The organism is Streptomyces sp. NPDC041784, assembly GCF_055591025.1.
In genome coordinates, this window is sequence record NZ_JBVJAB010000001.1 from 437,860 (window position 1) to 454,850 (window position 16,991).

The window sequence follows — 16,991 nt, forward strand, 5'->3', positions numbered from 1 at the left end:
GATGACCCTCGCCCTGCCCCTGCCGCGCTCCCGGACGCTGTCACCGGTGCTGCCGGTCGTCGCCGTGGTCGCCCTGCTCGCCCTGCCCGTCTCCCCCGGCGGCGAGGGCGGCGCGGGACCGGCCGACGCGCTCTCCGCGCTCGTCGTGCTGTTCTGCGCGGTCCGGCTGCTGCGGGAGCGGCGGCGCCCCCTGTCCCGTACAGCCGCCGTGATCCTGGGGCTGCCGGTCGCCGGGATCGCGCTGGCCGCGCTGGGCGCGTCCTCGCCGGGGGCGGGCCTGACCGGCCTGGGCCGCTATCTCCAGGTGTTCGTGCTGGTCCCGGCGGCCGTGCTGCTCCTGATCCGGGGCCGGTCCGACCTGCGCCTGCTGGCCTGGGCGTTCGTGGGGCTCGCCGGGTGGCAGGGGGCGGTCGGTGTGCACCAGTTCGGCACCGGGACCGGCGCCTCGTACCAGGGCGAGACGATCCGCGCGGTCGGCACCTTCGGACCGCAGGACGTGATGGGCATGGCGACGGTGGTGTCGTTCGGCCTGGTCTGCGCGGTGGGGCTGGCCCTGGGGCGGACCTCCGTGCGGCAGCGGGCGGTCGCCGCCGCCGCGGCGCTCGCCCTGCTGGTGCCGCTCGCCCTGTCCTTCAGCCGGGGCGCCTGGATCGCGACCGCGGTGGCCTGCTCGCTCCAGCTGGCGCTGGCCGGGCTGCGGCGGGCGCTGAAGGTGGCCGCGGTGGCGGTCGCGGCCGGGGTGGTCCTGGTCGGCGGGTTCGGGGTCGGCTCGGCGATGCTCCAGGAGCGGATCAGCAGCATCACGCAGGTCGCCGACGCCCCCGACCAGTCGGTCACCGACCGGTACACGATGTGGGCGGCCGCCGTCGGCATGTGGCGGGAGCAGCCGCTGACCGGGGTCGGGCTGAAGGGCTTCCCCGAGCACCGGGACGCGCACGCCTCCCTGGCGCTGTCCTCGGGCAGCGACACCGACGGAGCGGGCTCCGGTTTCGTCCGGCAGCCGCTGCTCTCCCCGCACAACATGTATCTGCTGATCCTCGGCGAGCAGGGCCTGATCGGGCTGCTCGCCCTGGCGGGCGGCTGGCTGGCCCTGCTGGTGTGCGGGCTGCGCGGGTGGTGGGCGGTCCGCCGGACCGGCCCCGGCCTGGACTGCGCGCTCGTCGCCTGCGGTCTGCTGCTGTGGCAGCTCACCGACTTCATGTACGCCGACATCGGCGGGCCCTCGACCGTGCTGACGGCCGTCGTCCTCGGGGTGGTGGCGTGGTGGGCGCTGGTCGGTGGACAGGAGGCCGGGGCCCGGGGCTGCGGCCCGGACACCCCGGCCGTCGACGGCGAGGCCCTGACCCGATGACGGGCACGCCTGCCGGGACGCCCCGCTCCGAAACCGCTTCCGCAACAGCTCCCCGTACGACCCCAGGGACGACCCCCGAGACAACCCCGGAGACGACCCCCGAAACCACTCCCGAAGCGGCCACCGAACTCCCCACGGCCTCCCGCGGCTTCCTCGCCAAGGCCGCCCTGGTCACCGCGGCGCTCTCGGTCGCCGGGGCGCTGCTGGGCTTGGTCCGCGACCAGGCGCTGGCCCGGCTGTTCGGGGCGGGCAGCGACACGGACGCCTTCCTGGTCGCGTGGACCGTGCCGGAGTTCGCGGCCACGCTGCTGATCGAGGACGGGCTGGCGTTCGCGCTGATCCCGGCGTTCAGCATGGCCCTGGCCCGCCGCGCCCAGGGCGTCCCGGGCGACCCGGTGCGCGCGCTCGTCGCCGGCACGCTGCCGCGGCTGTCGCTGGCCTTCGTCGCGGTCGGCGCCCTGCTCGCCGGGATCGCGCCCCAGGTCGTCGGGGTCCTCGCCCCCGGTCTGCCGGATCCCGCGCTCGCCGTCGACTGCACCCGGCTCACCGCGACCTGCGTGGTCAGCTTCGGGCTCGCCGGATACTGCAGCGCCGCCCTGCGCGCGCACCGGCGGTACGTGGCGCCCGCGGCGATCTACGTGGCCTACAACGTCGGCATCGTCACCGGGATGCTCGTACTGGGCGGGCGGTGGGGGGTGCGGGCGGCGGCGGCCGGGGTCGCGGTCGGCGGCGTCCTCATGGTCGTCGTACAAATCCCCTCGCTGCTGGGGCAGTTGAGGCGGCGCGCGGCGGCGGGGGCGGGGGCCGGGGAGGAGTCGCGGCCGCTGGACACCGCGCTGCTGGCGACCGTGCTGCTCTTCGCGCTGTGCCGGCAGTCGCAGGTCCTCGTCGAGCGGTTCCTGGCCTCGTCGCTGCCTTCCGGGGCGATCTCGCACCTCAACTACGCGCAGAAGGTCGCGCAGATGCCGATGATCCTGTCGGTGATGGTGTGCACGGTCACCTTCCCGGTGGTCGCGCGGGCGCTGGCGGACGGGGACACCGAGCGGGCCAAGAGCCGGGTGGAGCGGGACCTGGCACTGGCCGCGTCCATCGTGCTGCTGGGCACGGCCGCGGTCGTGGCGTGCGCCCCGCAGATCATCGAACTCCTCTTCCAGCGGGGCGCGTTCACCGCGCGCGACACGGCGGCCACCGCCGGGGTCATGCGGGTGTACGCGCTCGGGCTGCTCGGCCAGACCCTGACCGGCGTGCTGGCCCGCTCGTACTTCTCGGCGGGCCGCGGCGCCTGGTACCCGGTGGGCGCGATGGCCACCGGGATCGTGGTGACGTCCTGGATCGGCACGCTGAGCGTCACCGCCTGGGGCGTGTACGGGATCGCCGCCGCGAACGCGGCCGGCATCACCGTCACCGCCCTGGTGCTGCTGGCCGGGATGGGCCCGCGCAGCGTCCCGATCCACACCCCGGGGGTACTGAGCGAGCTGGCCAGGCCGGTGCTGGCGGCCGTCGCGGCGACGCTCGCGGGCGGCCTCGTGGCCGCCCGGTCCGGCGGCCCGGTGTCCGCACTGGCCGCCGGGGGGCTCACCGTGACCGCCGTCTTCGTGCTGCTCGGCCGGGCCCTGGGCGCCCAGGGCGTCGCCTCCGCACTCCATTCCGTACGTTCCGTGACCCGAAGGCTGCCGTATGTCCGTTCCCGTTGACACCAGGGTCCCCTGGGTGGCGATGTACCACTCCGTGGGGGACTGCTCCGACGACCCGTACCGCATCACCGTCACCCCCGAGCGGCTGGACCGGCAGCTGTCCTGGCTGACCCGCCGGGGCCTCAGGGGCGTCTCCATGGCCGAGCTGCTGGCCGCGCCCGGCCGCCGGGGCCTGATCGGTCTCACCTTCGACGACGGGTACGCCGACTTCGTCACCGGCGCCCTGCCCGTGCTGCGCCGGCACGGCTGCACGGCCACCCTGTTCGTGCTGCCCGGACGGCTCGGCGGCGACAACGCCTGGGACCCGCTGGGCCCCCGCAAGCCGCTGCTCACCGCCGACGGCATCCGGCGGGCCGCCGCCGAGGGCGTCGAGATCGGCTCGCACGGCCTCACGCACGTCGACCTGACCCGCGCCGACGACCTCACCCTCAAGGCGGAGACCGCCGAGAGCCGGACCGCCCTCACCGAGCTGCTCGGCACCGGGACCGCCGGCTTCTGCTACCCGTACGGGACGATCGACCGACGCGCCATGGACGCCGTACGGGACGCCGGATACGACTACGCCTGCGCGATCGACCCGGGCGAGCTGAACGGACCCTACGCGCTGCCCCGCGTCCATGTCGGGCAGAACGACACGGCCCTGCGCCTCTTCCTCAAGTACCGGCTGCACGCGCTGCGCCGGCGTCCCGTCGAGGGGCTGTAGTGCGGGCGCTGCACATCATCACGGGGCTCGGGGTCGGCGGCGCGGAGCAGCAACTGCGGCTGCTGCTGCGGCATCTGCCGGCCGAGTGCGACGTGGTGACGCTGACGAACCCGGGGGCGGTGGCCGACGGGCTGGCCGAGGACGGCGTGCGGGTGATCCACCTCGGTATGCGCGGCAACAGGGACCTGGCCGCGCTGCCCCGGCTGACCGGGATCGTCCGCTCCGGCGGCTACGACCTCGTCCACACCCATCTCTACCGGGCCTGTCTGTACGGGCGGCTGGCCGCGCGGCTGGCGGGCGTGCGGGCGATCGTGGCCACCGAACACTCCCTGGGCGACTCGCAGTTGGAGGGCCGCAGCCTGACAGCCGGGGTCCGCGCGCTCTATCTGGCGGGCGAGCGGCTGGGCCGCGCCACGGTGGCCGTCTCCCCCGCGGTCGCCGCCCGGCTGCGGGCCTGGGGGGTGCCGGCGCCGCGCATCGGGGTCGTCCCCAACGGCATCGATCTGGCCCGCTTCCGCTTCGACCCGGCCGCGCGCCACCGCACCCGCCGATGGCTCGGGCTGCCCGAGGACGCGTACGTCATCGGCGGCATCGGACGGCTCACGCCCGGCAAGCGCTTCGACGTCCTGGTCCGCGCCCTGGCCCACCTCCCGTCCGACTGCCGCCTGTTGCTGGTCGGCGGCGGCCCCGAGGAGGCCGCGCTGCGGCGCACCGCCCAGGAGGCCGGGGTCGCGGACCGGGTGCTCCTCACCGGCGAGCGGCCGTACGTCCCCGACGGCACGCCGGGCCCCGACCTGCCCTCCCTCGCCGCCGCCATGGACGTGCTCGCCTCCCCGTCCCCGGAGGAGACCTTCGGTCTGGCCGTCGTGGAGGCGCTGGCGTCCGGGCTGCCCGTGCGCTACGCCTCCTGCCCCGCGCTGGAGCACCTCCCCGCGCCCGGCGCGCGTCAGGTGACCGGCGGCGCCGGGGCGTTCGCCCGCGCGCTGGCCGAGGCCCGCGCCGCGCCGCCGGGTCCGCGCACTGCGCCCGAGGCCGCGCACCACTACGACATCGCCCGCAGCGCCGCCCAGCTCATGGACGTCTACGCGGCCACCGTCTCCGGACAGCCCCTGCCGTCCCCCGCTTCCCCGACACCCCAGGGAGTCAGTTCTCCATGACCGAGCACTCTCGCCGTCCCGCCGCCTCGCGCCGCGTCAGGGCCCTGCCGCCCTGGTCGCTGCTCGCCGCCGGCGCCGTCACCGGCGGCCTCCTCGGCGGCGCGTACGGCGCGCTCAAGCCGCCGGTCTACACGGCCACCGCCTATGTCGTCGCCGTCCCCACCGAGAAGTCCGACCCAGCGTCCGCGCTGGGCTTCGCGCAGGCCTACGGGCGGGTCGCGACCCAGCTCGCGGTGCTCGGGAACGCGCAGGAGGCGGCGGGCGTGCCGGTGCGCACGCTCCAGCGCAGTGTGCAGACGGCGACCTCGCCGGACGCCCCGATGGTCGCCGTCACGGCCACCGCCGCGCGCGCCGACCTGGCCGCCGACATGGCCAACGCGGTCTCCGGCGCACTCACCCGGCACTCGGCGACCAGCGAGAAGACCACCAATGTCGAACTCCAGGAGTTCGCCCCGGCGGTACGGCCGACCGACCCGTCCTCGGCCTCTCCGGCGGTGACCGGGCTGGTGGGGGGCTGCGCGGGCGGACTGCTGGGCGGGCTGGCGCTGCTGGTGCGGCCGAGGCGGGACCGGGAGGTGCCGGGCCGCCCGGCCGCCGTCGTACCGGCCCCGGCCCTCGCCGCGGACGTCCACGGGGCGCTGTGAAACCGGCGGCGGCCACGACGGACGTGGTCACCGGACACGGCGCCGGCACCGGACGGGCCGGCGGCCCGGTCACCGAACTCGTCACCGACGAGCGGGCCTTCGCCGACCTCGCCCCCGCCTGGGGCCGCCTGTACCGGCGGTGCGCGACGGCCACCCCGTTCCAGAGCCACGCCTGGCTGCACTCCTGGTGGCTGTCCTACGGCAGACGCGGCCGACTGCGCCTGCTGCTGGTGCGCGACGGCGGTGACCTCCTCGCCGCCGCCCCGCTGACGGCCGTGCGCCGGCCGGTGCCCGCGCTGGTGCCGCTCGGCGGCGCGATCTCCGACTACGGGGACGTCCTGGTCGACGACGAGCACTCCGAGCGGGCCGTGGCCGCGCTCACCGAGGGGCTCGCGGCGGCCGCCCGCACCGCGCTGATCGACTTCCGCGAGGTACGGCCGGGCGGCGCGGTGGAGCGGGTCTACGACCGCTGGCACGGGCCGCGCCGGCGGGTGGACGACTCGGTGTGCCTGGAGCTGCCTGCCGTCTCCATGGAGGAACTGGTGGGCCGGCTGCCGTCGTCGAAGGCCCAGCGGGTGCGCGCCAAGCAGCGCAAGCTGACCGCGCTGGGCGTGGAGCGCCGGCCGGTGGGGCCCGACGAGGTGGACGGGGCGCTGGACCGGCTGCTGGAGCTGCACCGGCTCCAGTGGCAGGGCCGGAAGGTGACGGGCGAGCATCTGCGCCCGAGGTTCCACGAGCACCTGGTGCGCTCGGTCGGGCCGATGGTGCGCTCCGGGGACGCGGTGGTCACCGAGTTCCGCCTCGATGACGAGGTGGTGGCCGTGGACCTCACCCTGCTGTCCCGGCGGCTCGCGGGCGGCTATCTGTACGGCGCCCATCCGCGGCTGCGGGAGCGCAAGGCGGACGTAGCGGTGATGCTGCTGGACGCCTGCGCCGAGCACACCCGGGACGGGGGGCGAGCGGCGCTGAGCCTGCTGCGCGGCAACGAGCCGTACAAGCACCACTGGCGTCCGGAACCGGTCGTCAACCAGCGGCTGCTGCTGGCCCGGCGGCGCACCGCCCCGCTGCTGTCGGCGGCGCTGTGCGACGTGGCCGCGCGGCGCCGGGGCAAGGAACTGCTGCTGCGCCGGGAGCGGCGGAAGGAGCGTGACGGTGGCGGCGGGTCCTGACGCGGGCCCGCCGCCACCGCACCACGCCGTGCCGCCCGGCTCACCCGGTGCGCGACCACCGGTCGAGGAGGACGCACAGCCTGCCGCCGAGCCACCGCTCGATCCATGCGCCGAGGTCCATCGGCGAACAGTTCGACGGGGGCGGGGTGAGGGGCGGGGTCGTGGGTTCCGTGGGCGTGGTGGGATCGACGGGAGCCGTGGGATCGACAGGTGTCGTCGGCCTGTCGGTGCGCCCCGACAGGACCGTGCGATAGACGTCGGAGGCCCTCGGGTTCTGCGAGCACTGCCAGACGCCGTGCGGGCAGTAGTCGGTCACGGTGTTGTAGAGCGGCTGGTGCTCGTCCATCCACGCGAGCATGCGCCGCATGTACTCGGCGTTGTCGCCGTTGCGGAACAGTCCCCATTCGGGATAGGAAACGGGCTTGCCGTGGGCCCGGGCGAAGTCCACGTGCGCCTGGAGCCCGTACGGTTCTCTCACCTGTTCGTCGAAGGACAGACCGGCCGGCTGGTCGTAGGAGTCCATGCCGATGACGTCGACCGTGTCGTCGCCGGGATAGCACTCGGTCCACGGCACCGCGTCCCGGCCGCGCGACGGCGTGAAGTCGAACGTGAACCGCTGTCCCGGCACGGACCGCATCGCCCCGACGATCCGGTTCCAGTACGTCTTCCACGCCTGCGGGTCGGGCCCGCAGCGGTGGGTGTAGGTGGTGCCGTTCATCTCCCAGCCGAGCACGATCACCGTGTCCGGCACCTCCAGCGCGACCAGCCGCTCGGCCAGCGCCCGGAAGTGGTGGTCGAACCACCCCTCGGCGCCCTGCCGCAGCAGGGTGCGCACCTCGGCGTCCGGGACGCCCTCCTCGTTGCGTTCCAGCATGGGCACGTTGAGGACGAGCATCCGGTCGTCCTTCTCCCGCCGCCAGTCCGCCCAGACGTCGAGGAATCCGGGCGGGCCCTCGATGTTCCGCCACCGGTCGCCCGGCAGATAGGTGTGGCCGACCCGCAGCTCGGCGCCACGCAGCCACTCGCTGAGCTGGGCGATCCGGGCCACGCCCCGGGCGCCGTAGTCGAGGTAGGCGCCGAAGGCCGGGGCCTGCCGGGCGGGGGCGGCCGGGCTGGGAACGGGAGGATCGGCGGCCCGCGCCGACCCCGCGCCCGCGGCGAATCCTGGACCGGCCGCGAGGGCGGCGGTCGTCGCGACCGCTGCCGCGACGACGGCCGGCCACCGGGACCGGCCGCGTCGCTGATGTGGGGCCATACCTGCTCCTTTCTCCACTCTCACGGTGTCACGCGTCGTTCGTACGCATTACCGACACCCGGTTATATGAAAGTCATACGAAAAGGACCGCCGCCACCGCCGTTACGGCTTTCGAGTGCCCCTGATCACCCATCTCGGTGACCCGAACATCTGAAAACCCGGAGAAGCCCGTGTCGCTGCTCGACAGCCGTGTCCCCGCCGTTCTGCTGCGGATCGACCGGAACCCCTTTCACCACGGAACGCTGGGTGCCGTGCGCTCGCTCGGCCGAGCCGGGATCGACGTGCACGTGGTCGCCGACTCGACGGGAAGCCCCGTACGCGCGTCGCGATTCGTACGCCAGTTGCACCCTCCGCCCCCGCCCGGCGCCACGCCCGCCGACGTCGCCGCCGTCCTGCTGGGGGTGGCCGCCCGGATCGAACGGCCCGCCGTGCTGATCCCGATGGACGACGCCGGCGCGCTCGCGGTGAGCGGACTGCGCGAGGAGCTGACGCCCGCCTACCTGCTCCCGCAGCAGCCCGGCACGGTCCCCGAACGGGTCGCGGACAAGGCCGAGCTGGCCGGGCTGTGCGCGGCGGCGGACGTGCCGCACCCGCTGACGGTGGTCCCGGACAGCGCCGCCCAGGCCGCCTCCGCCGCCGGCCGGCTGGGGCTGCCGGTGGTGGCGAAATGGAGCCGGCCCTGGCTGCTGCCGACGGACAGCGGACTGCGCAGCACCGCCGTCGTGCGCTCCCCGCAGGAGGCGCGCGAGCTGTATCTGCGCACCGAGGAGGCTGGGAGCCGGCTGCTCCTCCAGGCCTTTCTGCCGCCCGGCCCCGACCGCGACTGGTTCTTCCACGGGTACGCCGACCGCTCCGGCACCCTGCGGGCCGGCGGTCCGGGCCTCAAGCTCTCCGCCTGGCCGCGCGGCGCCGGACTGACGGCGGTGGGCGAGTGGACCGAGAACGCGCGGGTACGGGCGCTCGCCGAACGGCTCACCGAACGGCTCGGCTACCGCGGCATCCTCGACCTGGACTTCCGCCGCTGCGGCACGACCGGCGACTACCACCTGCTCGACTTCAACCCGCGGCCCGGCGCCCAGTTCCGGCTCTTCACCGACACCGCCGGACTGGACGTCGTACGGGCGCAGCACCTGGATCTGACCCACCGTCCGCTGCCGGCCGGGGCGGCGCGGCCCGGGCGGGCGTTCGTGGTGGAGAACTACGCGCCGCTGGCCGCCCTGCGCCGGGCGCCGTACGGCCGCGAACTGGCCTGGCGCGCCGCCGACGACCCGGCTCCCGGGCGGGCGATGTGGCGCCTGTGGTGCGCCCATGTCACCCGCCGGCTGCTGGCCCGCGTCCACCGCCGCGGCCCGGCTGCCCCCGCCGCCGCGGCCCGGCCGCACGTGGGCCGCCAGGCACCGCCCCCGCGCATCGAGATGACGGGACCGACCGACGACGAGAAGGCGGGCAGCCGCTGATGTACGACCTGCTGGTGGTCGGCGCGGGCCCGTACGGTCTGTCCCTCGCCTCCCACGCCGCGGCCGCCGGGCTGAGCCTGCGCGTCCACGGCCGGCCGATGGCCTCCTGGCGCGACCACATGCCCCGGGGCATGTTCCTGAAGTCCGAGCCGTGGGCCTCCCACCTCTCCGACCCGGCGGCCCGCCTGCGGCTCGACGCGTACTGCGCGACCCGGGGGGTGGCGGCCCGGCACGGCGAGCCGATCCCGGTCGAGACGTTCGCCGAGTACGGCCTGTGGTTCGCCCGTCACGCCGTCCCGGAGGTCGACGAGCGCACGGTGACCCGGATCGCGCCCCGGCCCGGCGGCTTCGAGGCGCTCACCGAGGACGGCCAGGTCCTGCACGCCCGGACCGTGGCCCTCGCGATCGGCGTCATGCCCTTCGTCGAGATCCCGGCCGCCCTGCGGGCCCTGCCCGCCGGCCTCGTCTCGCACAGCAGCCACCACGCCGGCCTCGACCGCTTCCGCGGGCGGGACGTCACGGTGATCGGCGGCGGCCAGGCGGCCCTGGAGACGGCCGCCCTGCTCGCCGAGCAGGGCACCCGGGTACGGGTGCTGACCCGCGCCGGCCGGCTCCACTGGAACGATGTGCCACCCGCCTGGGAACGCCCCTGGTGGCAGTCGGCCCGTTCCCCGCACAGCGGCCTGGGCCCCGGCTGGCGCAACTGGCTCTACGCCGAGCGGCCCGGCCTCTTCCACCGGCTCCCCGAGCCGACCCGGGCGCGGATCGCGGCCACGGCCCTCGGACCGGCGGGCGCGTGGTGGGTGCGGGACCGGATCGAGGGCACCGTGGAGGTGCGGCTCGGCCAGGAGGTGACGGCGGCCCGCGCGGCGGCGGGCGGGGTGCGGCTGGAGGTGACGGGCGGCGGCTCCTTCGAGACCGGGCACGTCATCGCGGCCACCGGCTTCCGGGCCACCACCGACCGGCTCGGCCTGCTCTCCGACGAACTGCGCGGGTCGCTGGCCACGGGGGCCGACGGCGCGCCCCGGGTCGGCCGGGACTTCGAGTCCTCCCGGCCGGGCCTGTTCCTGGCCGGCCTGGTGACGGCGGCCGCCTTCGGCCCGGCGATGCGCTTCGTCCACGGCGCGACCTTCACGGCGGCCACCCTGGTCCGAGGCGTACGGCACCGGCTGCGCACCGGCGTGCCGGGCGGGACGCTCCCGGCGCGGGGGCGGGCCGGGGCGGCGCGGGCCCTGCGGGGGTGACCGGACGCGGGTGCCGGGCGCACGAGGCGTCCGGCACCCGGCACGGTCAGCGGCGGGACGCGCGGCCTCGCCGGTAGAGGACGGCGCCACCCGCGATCAGCACGGCACTGACACCGGAGGCCGCCAGCAGCGCCTCCCGCTCACTGCCGGTGTGCGACAGCTGCGGCGGGGCGGAGTGATCGCCGCCGTGCGTCGGTGTGGTGTGGTCGTCGCCGTGCGTCGGGGTGGTGTGGTCGCCACCGTAGGGGGGCGGGGTGGAGTGACCGCCACCGTAGGGAGGCGGGGTGGAGTGACCGCCACCGTGCGGGGGCGGGGAGGTGTGGTCGCCACCGTAGGGAGGCGGAGACGTGTGACCACCGCCGTGCGGGGGCGGAGACGTGTGACCGCCGCCATACGGGGGCGGGGAGGTGTGACCCCCACCGTGCGGAGGCTGGGAGGAGTGACCCCCACCGTGCGGAGGCTGGGAGGAGTGACCCCCACCGTGCGGAGGCTGGGACGTGTGACCCCCACCGTGCGGAGGCTGGGAGGAGTGACCCCCACCGTGCGGAGGCTGGGAGGAGTGACCCCCACCGTGCGGAGGCGGAGACGTGTGACCACCGCCATGCGGAGGCAGAGACGTGTGACCACCACCGTGCGGAGGCAGAGACGTGTGACCACCACCGTGCGGAGGCGGAGACGTGCGACCCCCGCCATGCGGAGGCGGAGAGGTGCGACCCCCACCGTGCGGAGGCAGAGACGTGTGACCCCCACCGTGCGGAGGCGGAGAGGTGCGACCCCCGCCATGCGGAGGCGGGGAGGTGCGACCCCCACCGCCGCAGTCGTCGCCGTACGCCTCGCAGTCCTCGCTCCTGGTCTCGTCCCCGTACCCGGAGCCGCCGTGGCCGGAGTCCCCGTACCCGGAGCCGCCGTGGCCGGAGTCCCCGTACCCGGAGTCCGAGTCCCCATGGCTGGAGCCTCCGTATCCGGAGTCGGAGTCGCCGTAGCCCGAGTCGCCGTAGCCGTGGTGCTTGGTCGGCTTGGGGTCCTTGTGGGTGGGGCCCGAGTCGTTGGCACAGGAGTTCCCGGCGGCGGGGTTGAGCGCGGCGGCGACGTCGATCGAGTTGCCGCAGACGTTCACGGGCACGTCCACCGGGACCTGGACGTTGTTGCCCGACAGCACTCCGGGCGACCCCTTGGCCGCCCCTTCCGCCCGAGAGTCCGCGAACGCGGTACCGCCGGCGCACAGGGACAGAATGCTCGTGGCGGCCGCGGCCGCAACCATTCCCTTACTCAGCGTCTGTCGCAATCTCGTTCGTCTTTCCTGCTGGAAGAAGTGGGAAAAGCCGGCCCCGGAACGCGCAGAGGCTCTCCAAGGCCGGCCTCGACCCAGCCGTACGGCTGGTGGGACGCGTCGTCAGCCGTTGACGCAGACGTTGCCGATGGTGGGGTTCAGTACCCCGGTCTCATTGAACGTGTTGCCGCAGACGTTGATCGGGTTGTGGACCGGATTCTGGATCACGTTGCCGGACAGGAAGCCCGGGGATCCGATGGCCACCCCGTAGGCCTCGGCGTCGGCGAAGGCCGGGGCGGCCCCGCCGAGGGCCAGGATCAGACCAGCGACGACGGCAGCGCTCTTCTTCATGACGTTCCCTTCTCTGCGGTCATGCCTCGATGACGGTCGAAACCGAGCGAGCACAACTGGATCGGCTCGCACCATGCCCGCAGGCTGCAAACGAGAGATAGACAGAAGAAGCAACCGACCAACTGTCGTCGCCCGGGAATTCACTCGAAGGCCCGTGCACAAATCACACTTACGGACCAGGCAAGAGGAAACGCTTCGCCTAGGCGGCGGAAGAGAAATTGACAGCATCACGAACAAATAGGAGTGCCGGCTAAAAAAGCATCGGACGGCCCTTGCGACAGAGGGGCCGTCCGACGGGGTGACGTCAGCCGTTCCGCAGGCCGTTGCCCGAGAGGGCCGAGATGTCGTTCAGGATGTGCGACAGCGGCTCGTCGCCCTTGGCCTGGGTGCTGTTCTCGGCGCACTGCTGGTTCTGCGCGGCCGACAGGATCGGGACGTCCTGGAGGATCGTGCCCGTGACGACCCCAGTGGTGTTGATCGTGGCCGGCAGGCCGACGCAGAGCTTGTTGAGGGAACCCTGGACCAGCGTGGCCTGCGGGCTCATGTCCCCCTTGGTCAGGGAGTTCCCGAACGACTGGTGCGCGCCGTTGCCGCTGGCGGAGGTCGTACCGGCGTCGTCCCCGATGGCAAGCGCCTGGGGCGCTGCCGCCGCCGACGCGCCGACGACAGAAGCGGCGACCGCCGCCGCGGCCAATACCTTCTTCAGCATTTCGCATGTCCTTTCCCTGCCCTGGCCCCGAGGCCAGGACCATGTACCTGCCTCCGACTCAACCGGGCGCTTCGGGAATGGTTGTGGCGCTTCACCCGATAGGAGTTCAAACCTCGTCAGGCCCTCCGCGCATTGGGCCATCGGGGTGAAGGAGGGCAACCAAACACGGTGGGGAGAGTTGACCAGAACGCTCCGGTGGACGGGGTTTCTCCAGAAGGGACTTGCAAGTGATCAAGAAGGTATCGGCCAGCGTCGCGGTCGCCGTTTCCGTCGTCGGCGCCATGGCTGCCGTCGCCACCCCCGCGCTCGCCATCGGCAACGACAGCGGCACCACCTCCGCGAGCGGCAACGGCGCCCGCCAGGAGTTCGGCAACTCGGCCACCTACGGCAACATGAGCCCGCAGCTGGCCCTCATCCAGGGTTCCTTCAACAAGCCCTGCATCGGTCTGCCGGCCAAGATCAACACCACTGGTGCCGTCACGGGCACGATCCTCCAGGACGTCCCGATCCTGTCCGCCCCGCAGAACCAGCAGTGCGTCGAGAACAGCACCCAGGCCAAGGGCGACGAGCCGCTGTCGCACATCCTGGACGACATCTCCCTGCTCGCCGGCAACGGTGCGGCCAACCACTGAGTTCCGTCCCGACTGCGGGTCGCCGGATCACCGGCGGCCCGCTGTTTCGTGCGCAGGGGGCATTCGTGCGCAGGGGGCAAGGGGCGCACTACTCACGCCTGTTGCGCTGCTCCGAACGGGGCACAGCCCGCAACTTTCGTGAGGTCCGAGGCATTAGGAATCATGCAGCTCCTCCCCCGGAGCCCGCTTCTCGAAGGGAAAGAACATGAAGAAGCTGTGGGCAACCGCGGCAGTCGCCGCCTCCCTGGCCGGCGTCGCGATCGCGTCCGCTCCGCAGGCCCTGGCCATCGGTGACGACAGCGGCACCACCTCCGCCAGCGGCAACGGCGCCAGCCAGTCGTTCGGCAACTCGGCCACGTTCGGCGACATGAGCCCGCAGCTCTCGCTGGTCCAGGGTTCGCTGAACAAGCCGTGCATCGGCCTGCCGCTCAAGATCAACACCACTGGGGCCGTCACGGGCACGGTCCTCCAGGACGTTCCGATCCTGTCGGCCGCGCAGAACCAGCAGTGCGTCGAGAACTCCACCCAGGCCAAGGGCGACGAGCCGCTGTCGCACATCCTGGACGACATCTCGGCCCTCTCGGGCAACGGCGCCCAGAACGGCTGAGCCTCACGCCCCGTCACGGCGGGTCACCGGTCCTCCGGTGGCCCGCCGTTTCCGTTGTGTCACCTGCGGTAGAGGTCCTCGATCTGCCGCGCGTACCGGGCCGTCACCGCGTGCCGCTTGACCTTCAGGGAGGGCGTGAGCAGGCCGTTGGCCTCGTATGAGGGCGGGGCGGAGTTCGTCGGGTCTGACGCTCGGGAAGTGGCCGGTCTCGATGCGGGCCATCAGACAGGCGATCTGGAGGGTGCGGCCCATGATGTGGGCGAGCGGGAGGAAGAGGAGGGTCGAGGCGGTCTCGCCGGTGACCTCCTTGAAGATCGGGTGGAGCAGTTCGAGGAGGTTGGCGGCCTCGGCGTGCAGGTTGGCATGGGTGAGGACACAGCCCTTGGGGCGGCCGGTGGTGCCGGAGGTGTAGCAGACGGTCGCGGTGGTGTCGGGGGTGAGGGCGGTGCGGCGCTTGGTGACCTCCTCGTCGGGGACGTCCCGGCCGAGGGCGGTGAGTTCGGCGACGGCGTCCGCGTCGAGTTCGAGGATGCGCGGGGGCCGCGGGTGGTGGGCGGTGCCGGTGGTCGCCGTGCGGGCGTTGTCGGCGTTCTCGACGACGATCAGGGTGGCGCCCGAGTCATGGACGATCCAGTCGACCTGGTCGGCGGAGGAGGTGGCGTAGACGGGGACGGTCTGGCCGCCGGCCGCCCAGACCGCGAAGTCCAGCAGGGTCCACTCGTAGCGGGTGCGGGACATGATCGCGACCCGGCCGCCCGGCGGGAGGCCGCAGGCGATCAGGCCCTTCGCCGCCGCGGTGACCTCGGCGGCGAAAGCGGCCGCCGTCACCGGGCGCCAGCCGCCCCGGCCCTTGCGGCGCAGGAGCACCGCGCCGGGGGCCTCGGTGGCGTGGCCGAAGGGGAGGTCGGCGATGCTGCCCGTGGTGGGCGGCTCCACCAGCGGCGGGACGCGGACCTCGCGCACGGTGCCGGAGGCGTCCCTGGTCAGTTCGACCCGGGTGCGGGACGCCAGGTCCGTGCGCTGTTTCGCCCTCTTCAGATCCCTGCGTACGCCCATGTCGGCTCCCGGTCGCGGTGCGGCGGCCGGCCTGTGTCGGGGAGTCAACTTACCCGGCGGTAAGGAAAATTCAACGCCTTCGGCGGAGCCTGTGGAGGGCTGGAGGGTCAGCCACTCGCCGGGCGCGGATCGTCGTCGTACCCGGCATGGTCCGCCTTGTCGGCCTCGTGGATCGTCTCGGCGAGCGTGCGCACGTCGTCGTCCTCCGTCCGGTCCGCCAGGGCGTCGGCGCGTTCGGCCAGTTCGCGCAGGGACGGGGCGTCCGGGAGCGGGGTGTCCGGGTGGCGCAGGGCGTCGGCGAAGTAGGCGGCGGTCGCGGCGACCTGGAACCGTGCGGGCGCGTCGTCGAGGCCGTCGTGCAGGGCGTCGGCCTCCAGTTGGCCGGTGGCCTCGTGCGGGGTGCGGGTGTCGGGGTCGAGCCAGCGGACGGTGGCGGTGGCGAGGCGGCCGTCGGCGCCCGGCTTGGTGCGGACGGCGTAGAGGGCGGTGACGGTGTGGCCGGGGCCGACCTCACCGCCGTCGACGCGGTCGTCGCGGAAGTCCTCGTCGGCGACGCGGCGGTTGTCGTAGCCGACGAGGCGGAAGTCGGCGACGGTCTCGGGGTCGAAGGCGACCTGGGCCTTGGCGTCGCGGGCGGTCAGGTCGATGTTGCGCGGGAGTTCCTCGCTGAAGACCGTGCGGGCCTCGTCCTCGGTGGAGACGTAGGTGGTGTGGCCGTCGCCCTTGTCGGCGAGGCGTTCCATCAGGGCGTCGCCGTAGTCGCTGCCGACGCCGACGCCGAAGAGGGTGATGCCGTGCTCGCGGCGGGCGGTGGAGATGCGCTGCAGGATCGAGTCGGCGTCGGTGTCACCGGTGTTGGCGAGGGCGTCGGAGATGAGGACGACCCGGTTGGTGGCGCCCTCGCGCAGGCCCTCGACGGCGGTTTCGTAGCCGGTTTCGACGCCGGCGCCGAGGTTGGTGGAGGACAGCGGTTCCAGGCTGTCGATGGTGTCGTGGACGCGGCCGCGGTGCTCGCCGAGGCGGGTCATCGGGAGCACGGTCTCGGCCCGGTCGCTGAAGGTGACGACGGCGACCGAGTCGTCGTCGCGGAGCCGGTCGGTCATCGTGCCGAGGGCGTACCGGGCGAGGTCGAGGCGGCCCGGGTCGGCCATGGAGCCGGAGACGTCGATGACGAAGGTGAGGGCGGCGGGCGGCCGTTCGTCCCGGCTCTCGGCCGGGCGGGTGGCGAGGCCGACGCGGACCAGGGACCAGTCGTCGTCGCCGGTGCGGGTGCCGTCGACGGTGACCGAGAAGCCGTTGCCGTCGGGGCGCTCGTAGTCCTGGCGGAAGCTGTTGACGAACTCCTCGGGGCGGACCGTCGAGGGGTCGGGCAGCTCGCCGTCGGCGAGGGTGCGGCGGGCGTAGCCGTAGGAAGCGGTGTCGACGTCGAGGGCGAAGGTGGAGAGGTGGTCGGGGCTCGCCTCGCGGTCCGTGCCGTCCTCGTCGGTGTCCTGGCCGGTGGTGCCCCTGGGCTGGGCGGGGGCCGGGAAGCCCTCGGCGCGGTCCGCGCTGCTACTGCTGTCGCCGCCCGAGCCGCTCCAGCCGCAGCCGGTGAGCAGCAGCCCGGTGGCCGCGGTCAGGGCGAAGAGATGCCGTATCCGATGGGTCCTCATGTGCCGTGCCCCCTGTGTCCGTCGATGTCTGTGACTGTGA

15 protein-coding genes and 1 pseudogene are annotated in these 16,991 nt (G+C 73.9%); 10 read left to right on the top strand and 6 right to left on the bottom strand.

Features of this window, described 5'->3' with window-relative positions:
* Position 1 precedes the first annotated feature (1 nt).
* The 6 genes from ACZ6D7_RS01935 to ACZ6D7_RS01960 are packed head-to-tail and all read left to right on the top strand — an operon-like array spanning position 2 to position 6,718.
* Positions 2-1,351 (top strand): O-antigen ligase family protein, encoded by a 1,350-nt coding sequence (locus ACZ6D7_RS01935; protein WP_469482335.1) that lies wholly within the window; start codon positions 2-4, stop codon positions 1,349-1,351.
* Entirely contained in the window at positions 1,348-3,045 is a 1,698-nt protein-coding gene (gene murJ, locus ACZ6D7_RS01940; RefSeq protein WP_469482338.1) for a murein biosynthesis integral membrane protein MurJ, read from the top strand. The genes ACZ6D7_RS01935 and murJ overlap by 4 nt, the downstream gene beginning before the upstream one ends.
* Positions 3,029-3,748: a polysaccharide deacetylase family protein gene (locus ACZ6D7_RS01945; protein ID WP_469482340.1), complete on the top strand. Its 720-nt coding sequence runs from the start codon at positions 3,029-3,031 to the stop codon at positions 3,746-3,748. The genes murJ and ACZ6D7_RS01945 overlap by 17 nt, the downstream gene beginning before the upstream one ends.
* Entirely contained in the window at positions 3,748-4,905 is a 1,158-nt protein-coding gene (locus tag ACZ6D7_RS01950) for a glycosyltransferase (protein WP_469482342.1), read from the top strand. Before ACZ6D7_RS01945 ends, ACZ6D7_RS01950 begins: the two co-directional genes overlap by 1 nt.
* Positions 4,902-5,549, top strand: a complete 648-nt coding sequence (locus ACZ6D7_RS01955) for a lipopolysaccharide biosynthesis protein (RefSeq protein ID WP_469482344.1) — start codon at positions 4,902-4,904, stop codon at positions 5,547-5,549. Before ACZ6D7_RS01950 ends, ACZ6D7_RS01955 begins: the two co-directional genes overlap by 4 nt.
* Positions 5,550-5,572: 23 nt before the next feature.
* Positions 5,573-6,718 (top strand): GNAT family N-acetyltransferase, encoded by a 1,146-nt coding sequence (locus ACZ6D7_RS01960; protein WP_469482992.1) that lies wholly within the window; start codon positions 5,573-5,575, stop codon positions 6,716-6,718.
* 40 nt (positions 6,719-6,758) lie between these two features.
* On the opposite strand, the gene ACZ6D7_RS01965 is transcribed toward ACZ6D7_RS01960, so the two are convergent.
* Entirely contained in the window at positions 6,759-7,973 is a 1,215-nt protein-coding gene (locus ACZ6D7_RS01965; protein WP_469482346.1) for a glycoside hydrolase family 26 protein, read from the bottom strand.
* Between the two features lie 170 nt (positions 7,974-8,143).
* Here ACZ6D7_RS01965 and ACZ6D7_RS01970 point away from each other — a divergent pair, with 170 nt between their 5' ends.
* Together ACZ6D7_RS01970 and ACZ6D7_RS01975 are read left to right on the top strand one after the other, a co-directional pair.
* A complete protein-coding gene (locus tag ACZ6D7_RS01970; protein WP_469482348.1) occupies positions 8,144-9,430 on the top strand; it encodes a carboxylate--amine ligase in 1,287 nt (428 codons plus the stop codon).
* The gene (locus ACZ6D7_RS01975) at positions 9,430-10,674 is read left to right on the top strand and encodes an NAD(P)-binding domain-containing protein (RefSeq protein WP_469482350.1); all 1,245 of its coding nucleotides are present in this window, start codon (positions 9,430-9,432) and stop codon (positions 10,672-10,674) included. The genes ACZ6D7_RS01970 and ACZ6D7_RS01975 overlap by 1 nt, the downstream gene beginning before the upstream one ends.
* 46 nt (positions 10,675-10,720) lie before the next feature.
* Here ACZ6D7_RS01975 and ACZ6D7_RS01980 read toward each other — a convergent pair whose 3' ends face one another.
* The 3 genes from ACZ6D7_RS01980 to ACZ6D7_RS01990 form a co-directional block, all read right to left on the bottom strand.
* A complete protein-coding gene (locus tag ACZ6D7_RS01980; RefSeq protein WP_469482352.1) occupies positions 10,721-11,935 on the bottom strand; it encodes a chaplin in 1,215 nt (404 codons plus the stop codon).
* A gap of 132 nt (positions 11,936-12,067) precedes the next feature.
* Complete coding sequence (locus tag ACZ6D7_RS01985) at positions 12,068-12,295, bottom strand: chaplin (RefSeq protein ID WP_469482354.1); 228 nt, start codon at positions 12,293-12,295, stop codon at positions 12,068-12,070.
* Positions 12,296-12,599: 304 nt separating this feature from the next.
* Positions 12,600-13,004, bottom strand: a complete 405-nt coding sequence (locus ACZ6D7_RS01990) for a rodlin (RefSeq protein ID WP_469482356.1) — start codon at positions 13,002-13,004, stop codon at positions 12,600-12,602.
* A 227-nt stretch (positions 13,005-13,231) separates the two neighbouring features.
* On the opposite strand from ACZ6D7_RS01990, the gene ACZ6D7_RS01995 reads away from it, so the two are divergent.
* Positions 13,232-13,636: a rodlin gene (locus ACZ6D7_RS01995; RefSeq protein ID WP_469482358.1), complete on the top strand. Its 405-nt coding sequence runs from the start codon at positions 13,232-13,234 to the stop codon at positions 13,634-13,636.
* Positions 13,637-13,841: 205 nt separating this feature from the next.
* The gene (locus ACZ6D7_RS02000) at positions 13,842-14,243 is read left to right on the top strand and encodes a rodlin (RefSeq protein ID WP_469482360.1); all 402 of its coding nucleotides are present in this window, start codon (positions 13,842-13,844) and stop codon (positions 14,241-14,243) included.
* A 159-nt stretch (positions 14,244-14,402) separates the two neighbouring features.
* On the opposite strand, the pseudogene ACZ6D7_RS02005 reads toward ACZ6D7_RS02000, so the two are convergent.
* Together ACZ6D7_RS02005 and ACZ6D7_RS02010 are read right to left on the bottom strand one after the other, a co-directional pair.
* Positions 14,403-15,299: pseudogene (locus ACZ6D7_RS02005) on the bottom strand (AMP-binding protein); the annotation flags it as partial.
* Between the two features lie 107 nt (positions 15,300-15,406).
* Entirely contained in the window at positions 15,407-16,951 is a 1,545-nt protein-coding gene (locus tag ACZ6D7_RS02010) for a vWA domain-containing protein (protein ID WP_469482362.1), read from the bottom strand.
* Between the last annotated feature and the right edge of the window lie 40 nt (positions 16,952-16,991).

Bases quoted from the DNA above. Each gene is read 5' to 3' on its own strand.
- ACZ6D7_RS01935 (WP_469482335.1), top strand. From the start codon at position 2: ATGACCCTCGCCCTGCCCCTGCCGCGCTCCCGGACGCTGTCACCGGTG.
- murJ (WP_469482338.1), top strand. From the start codon at position 1,348: ATGACGGGCACGCCTGCCGGGACGCCCCGCTCCGAAACCGCTTCCGCA.
- ACZ6D7_RS01945 (WP_469482340.1), top strand. From the start codon at position 3,029: ATGTCCGTTCCCGTTGACACCAGGGTCCCCTGGGTGGCGATGTACCAC.
- ACZ6D7_RS01955 (WP_469482344.1), top strand. From the start codon at position 4,902: ATGACCGAGCACTCTCGCCGTCCCGCCGCCTCGCGCCGCGTCAGGGCC.
- ACZ6D7_RS01965 (WP_469482346.1), bottom strand. From the start codon at position 7,973: ATGGCCCCACATCAGCGACGCGGCCGGTCCCGGTGGCCGGCCGTCGTC.
- ACZ6D7_RS01975 (WP_469482350.1), top strand. From the start codon at position 9,430: ATGTACGACCTGCTGGTGGTCGGCGCGGGCCCGTACGGTCTGTCCCTC.
- ACZ6D7_RS01980 (WP_469482352.1), bottom strand. From the start codon at position 11,935: ATGGTTGCGGCCGCGGCCGCCACGAGCATTCTGTCCCTGTGCGCCGGC.
- ACZ6D7_RS01985 (WP_469482354.1), bottom strand. From the start codon at position 12,295: ATGAAGAAGAGCGCTGCCGTCGTCGCTGGTCTGATCCTGGCCCTCGGC.
- ACZ6D7_RS01990 (WP_469482356.1), bottom strand. From the start codon at position 13,004: ATGCTGAAGAAGGTATTGGCCGCGGCGGCGGTCGCCGCTTCTGTCGTC.
- ACZ6D7_RS02000 (WP_469482360.1), top strand. From the start codon at position 13,842: ATGAAGAAGCTGTGGGCAACCGCGGCAGTCGCCGCCTCCCTGGCCGGC.
- ACZ6D7_RS02010 (WP_469482362.1), bottom strand. From the start codon at position 16,951: ATGAGGACCCATCGGATACGGCATCTCTTCGCCCTGACCGCGGCCACC.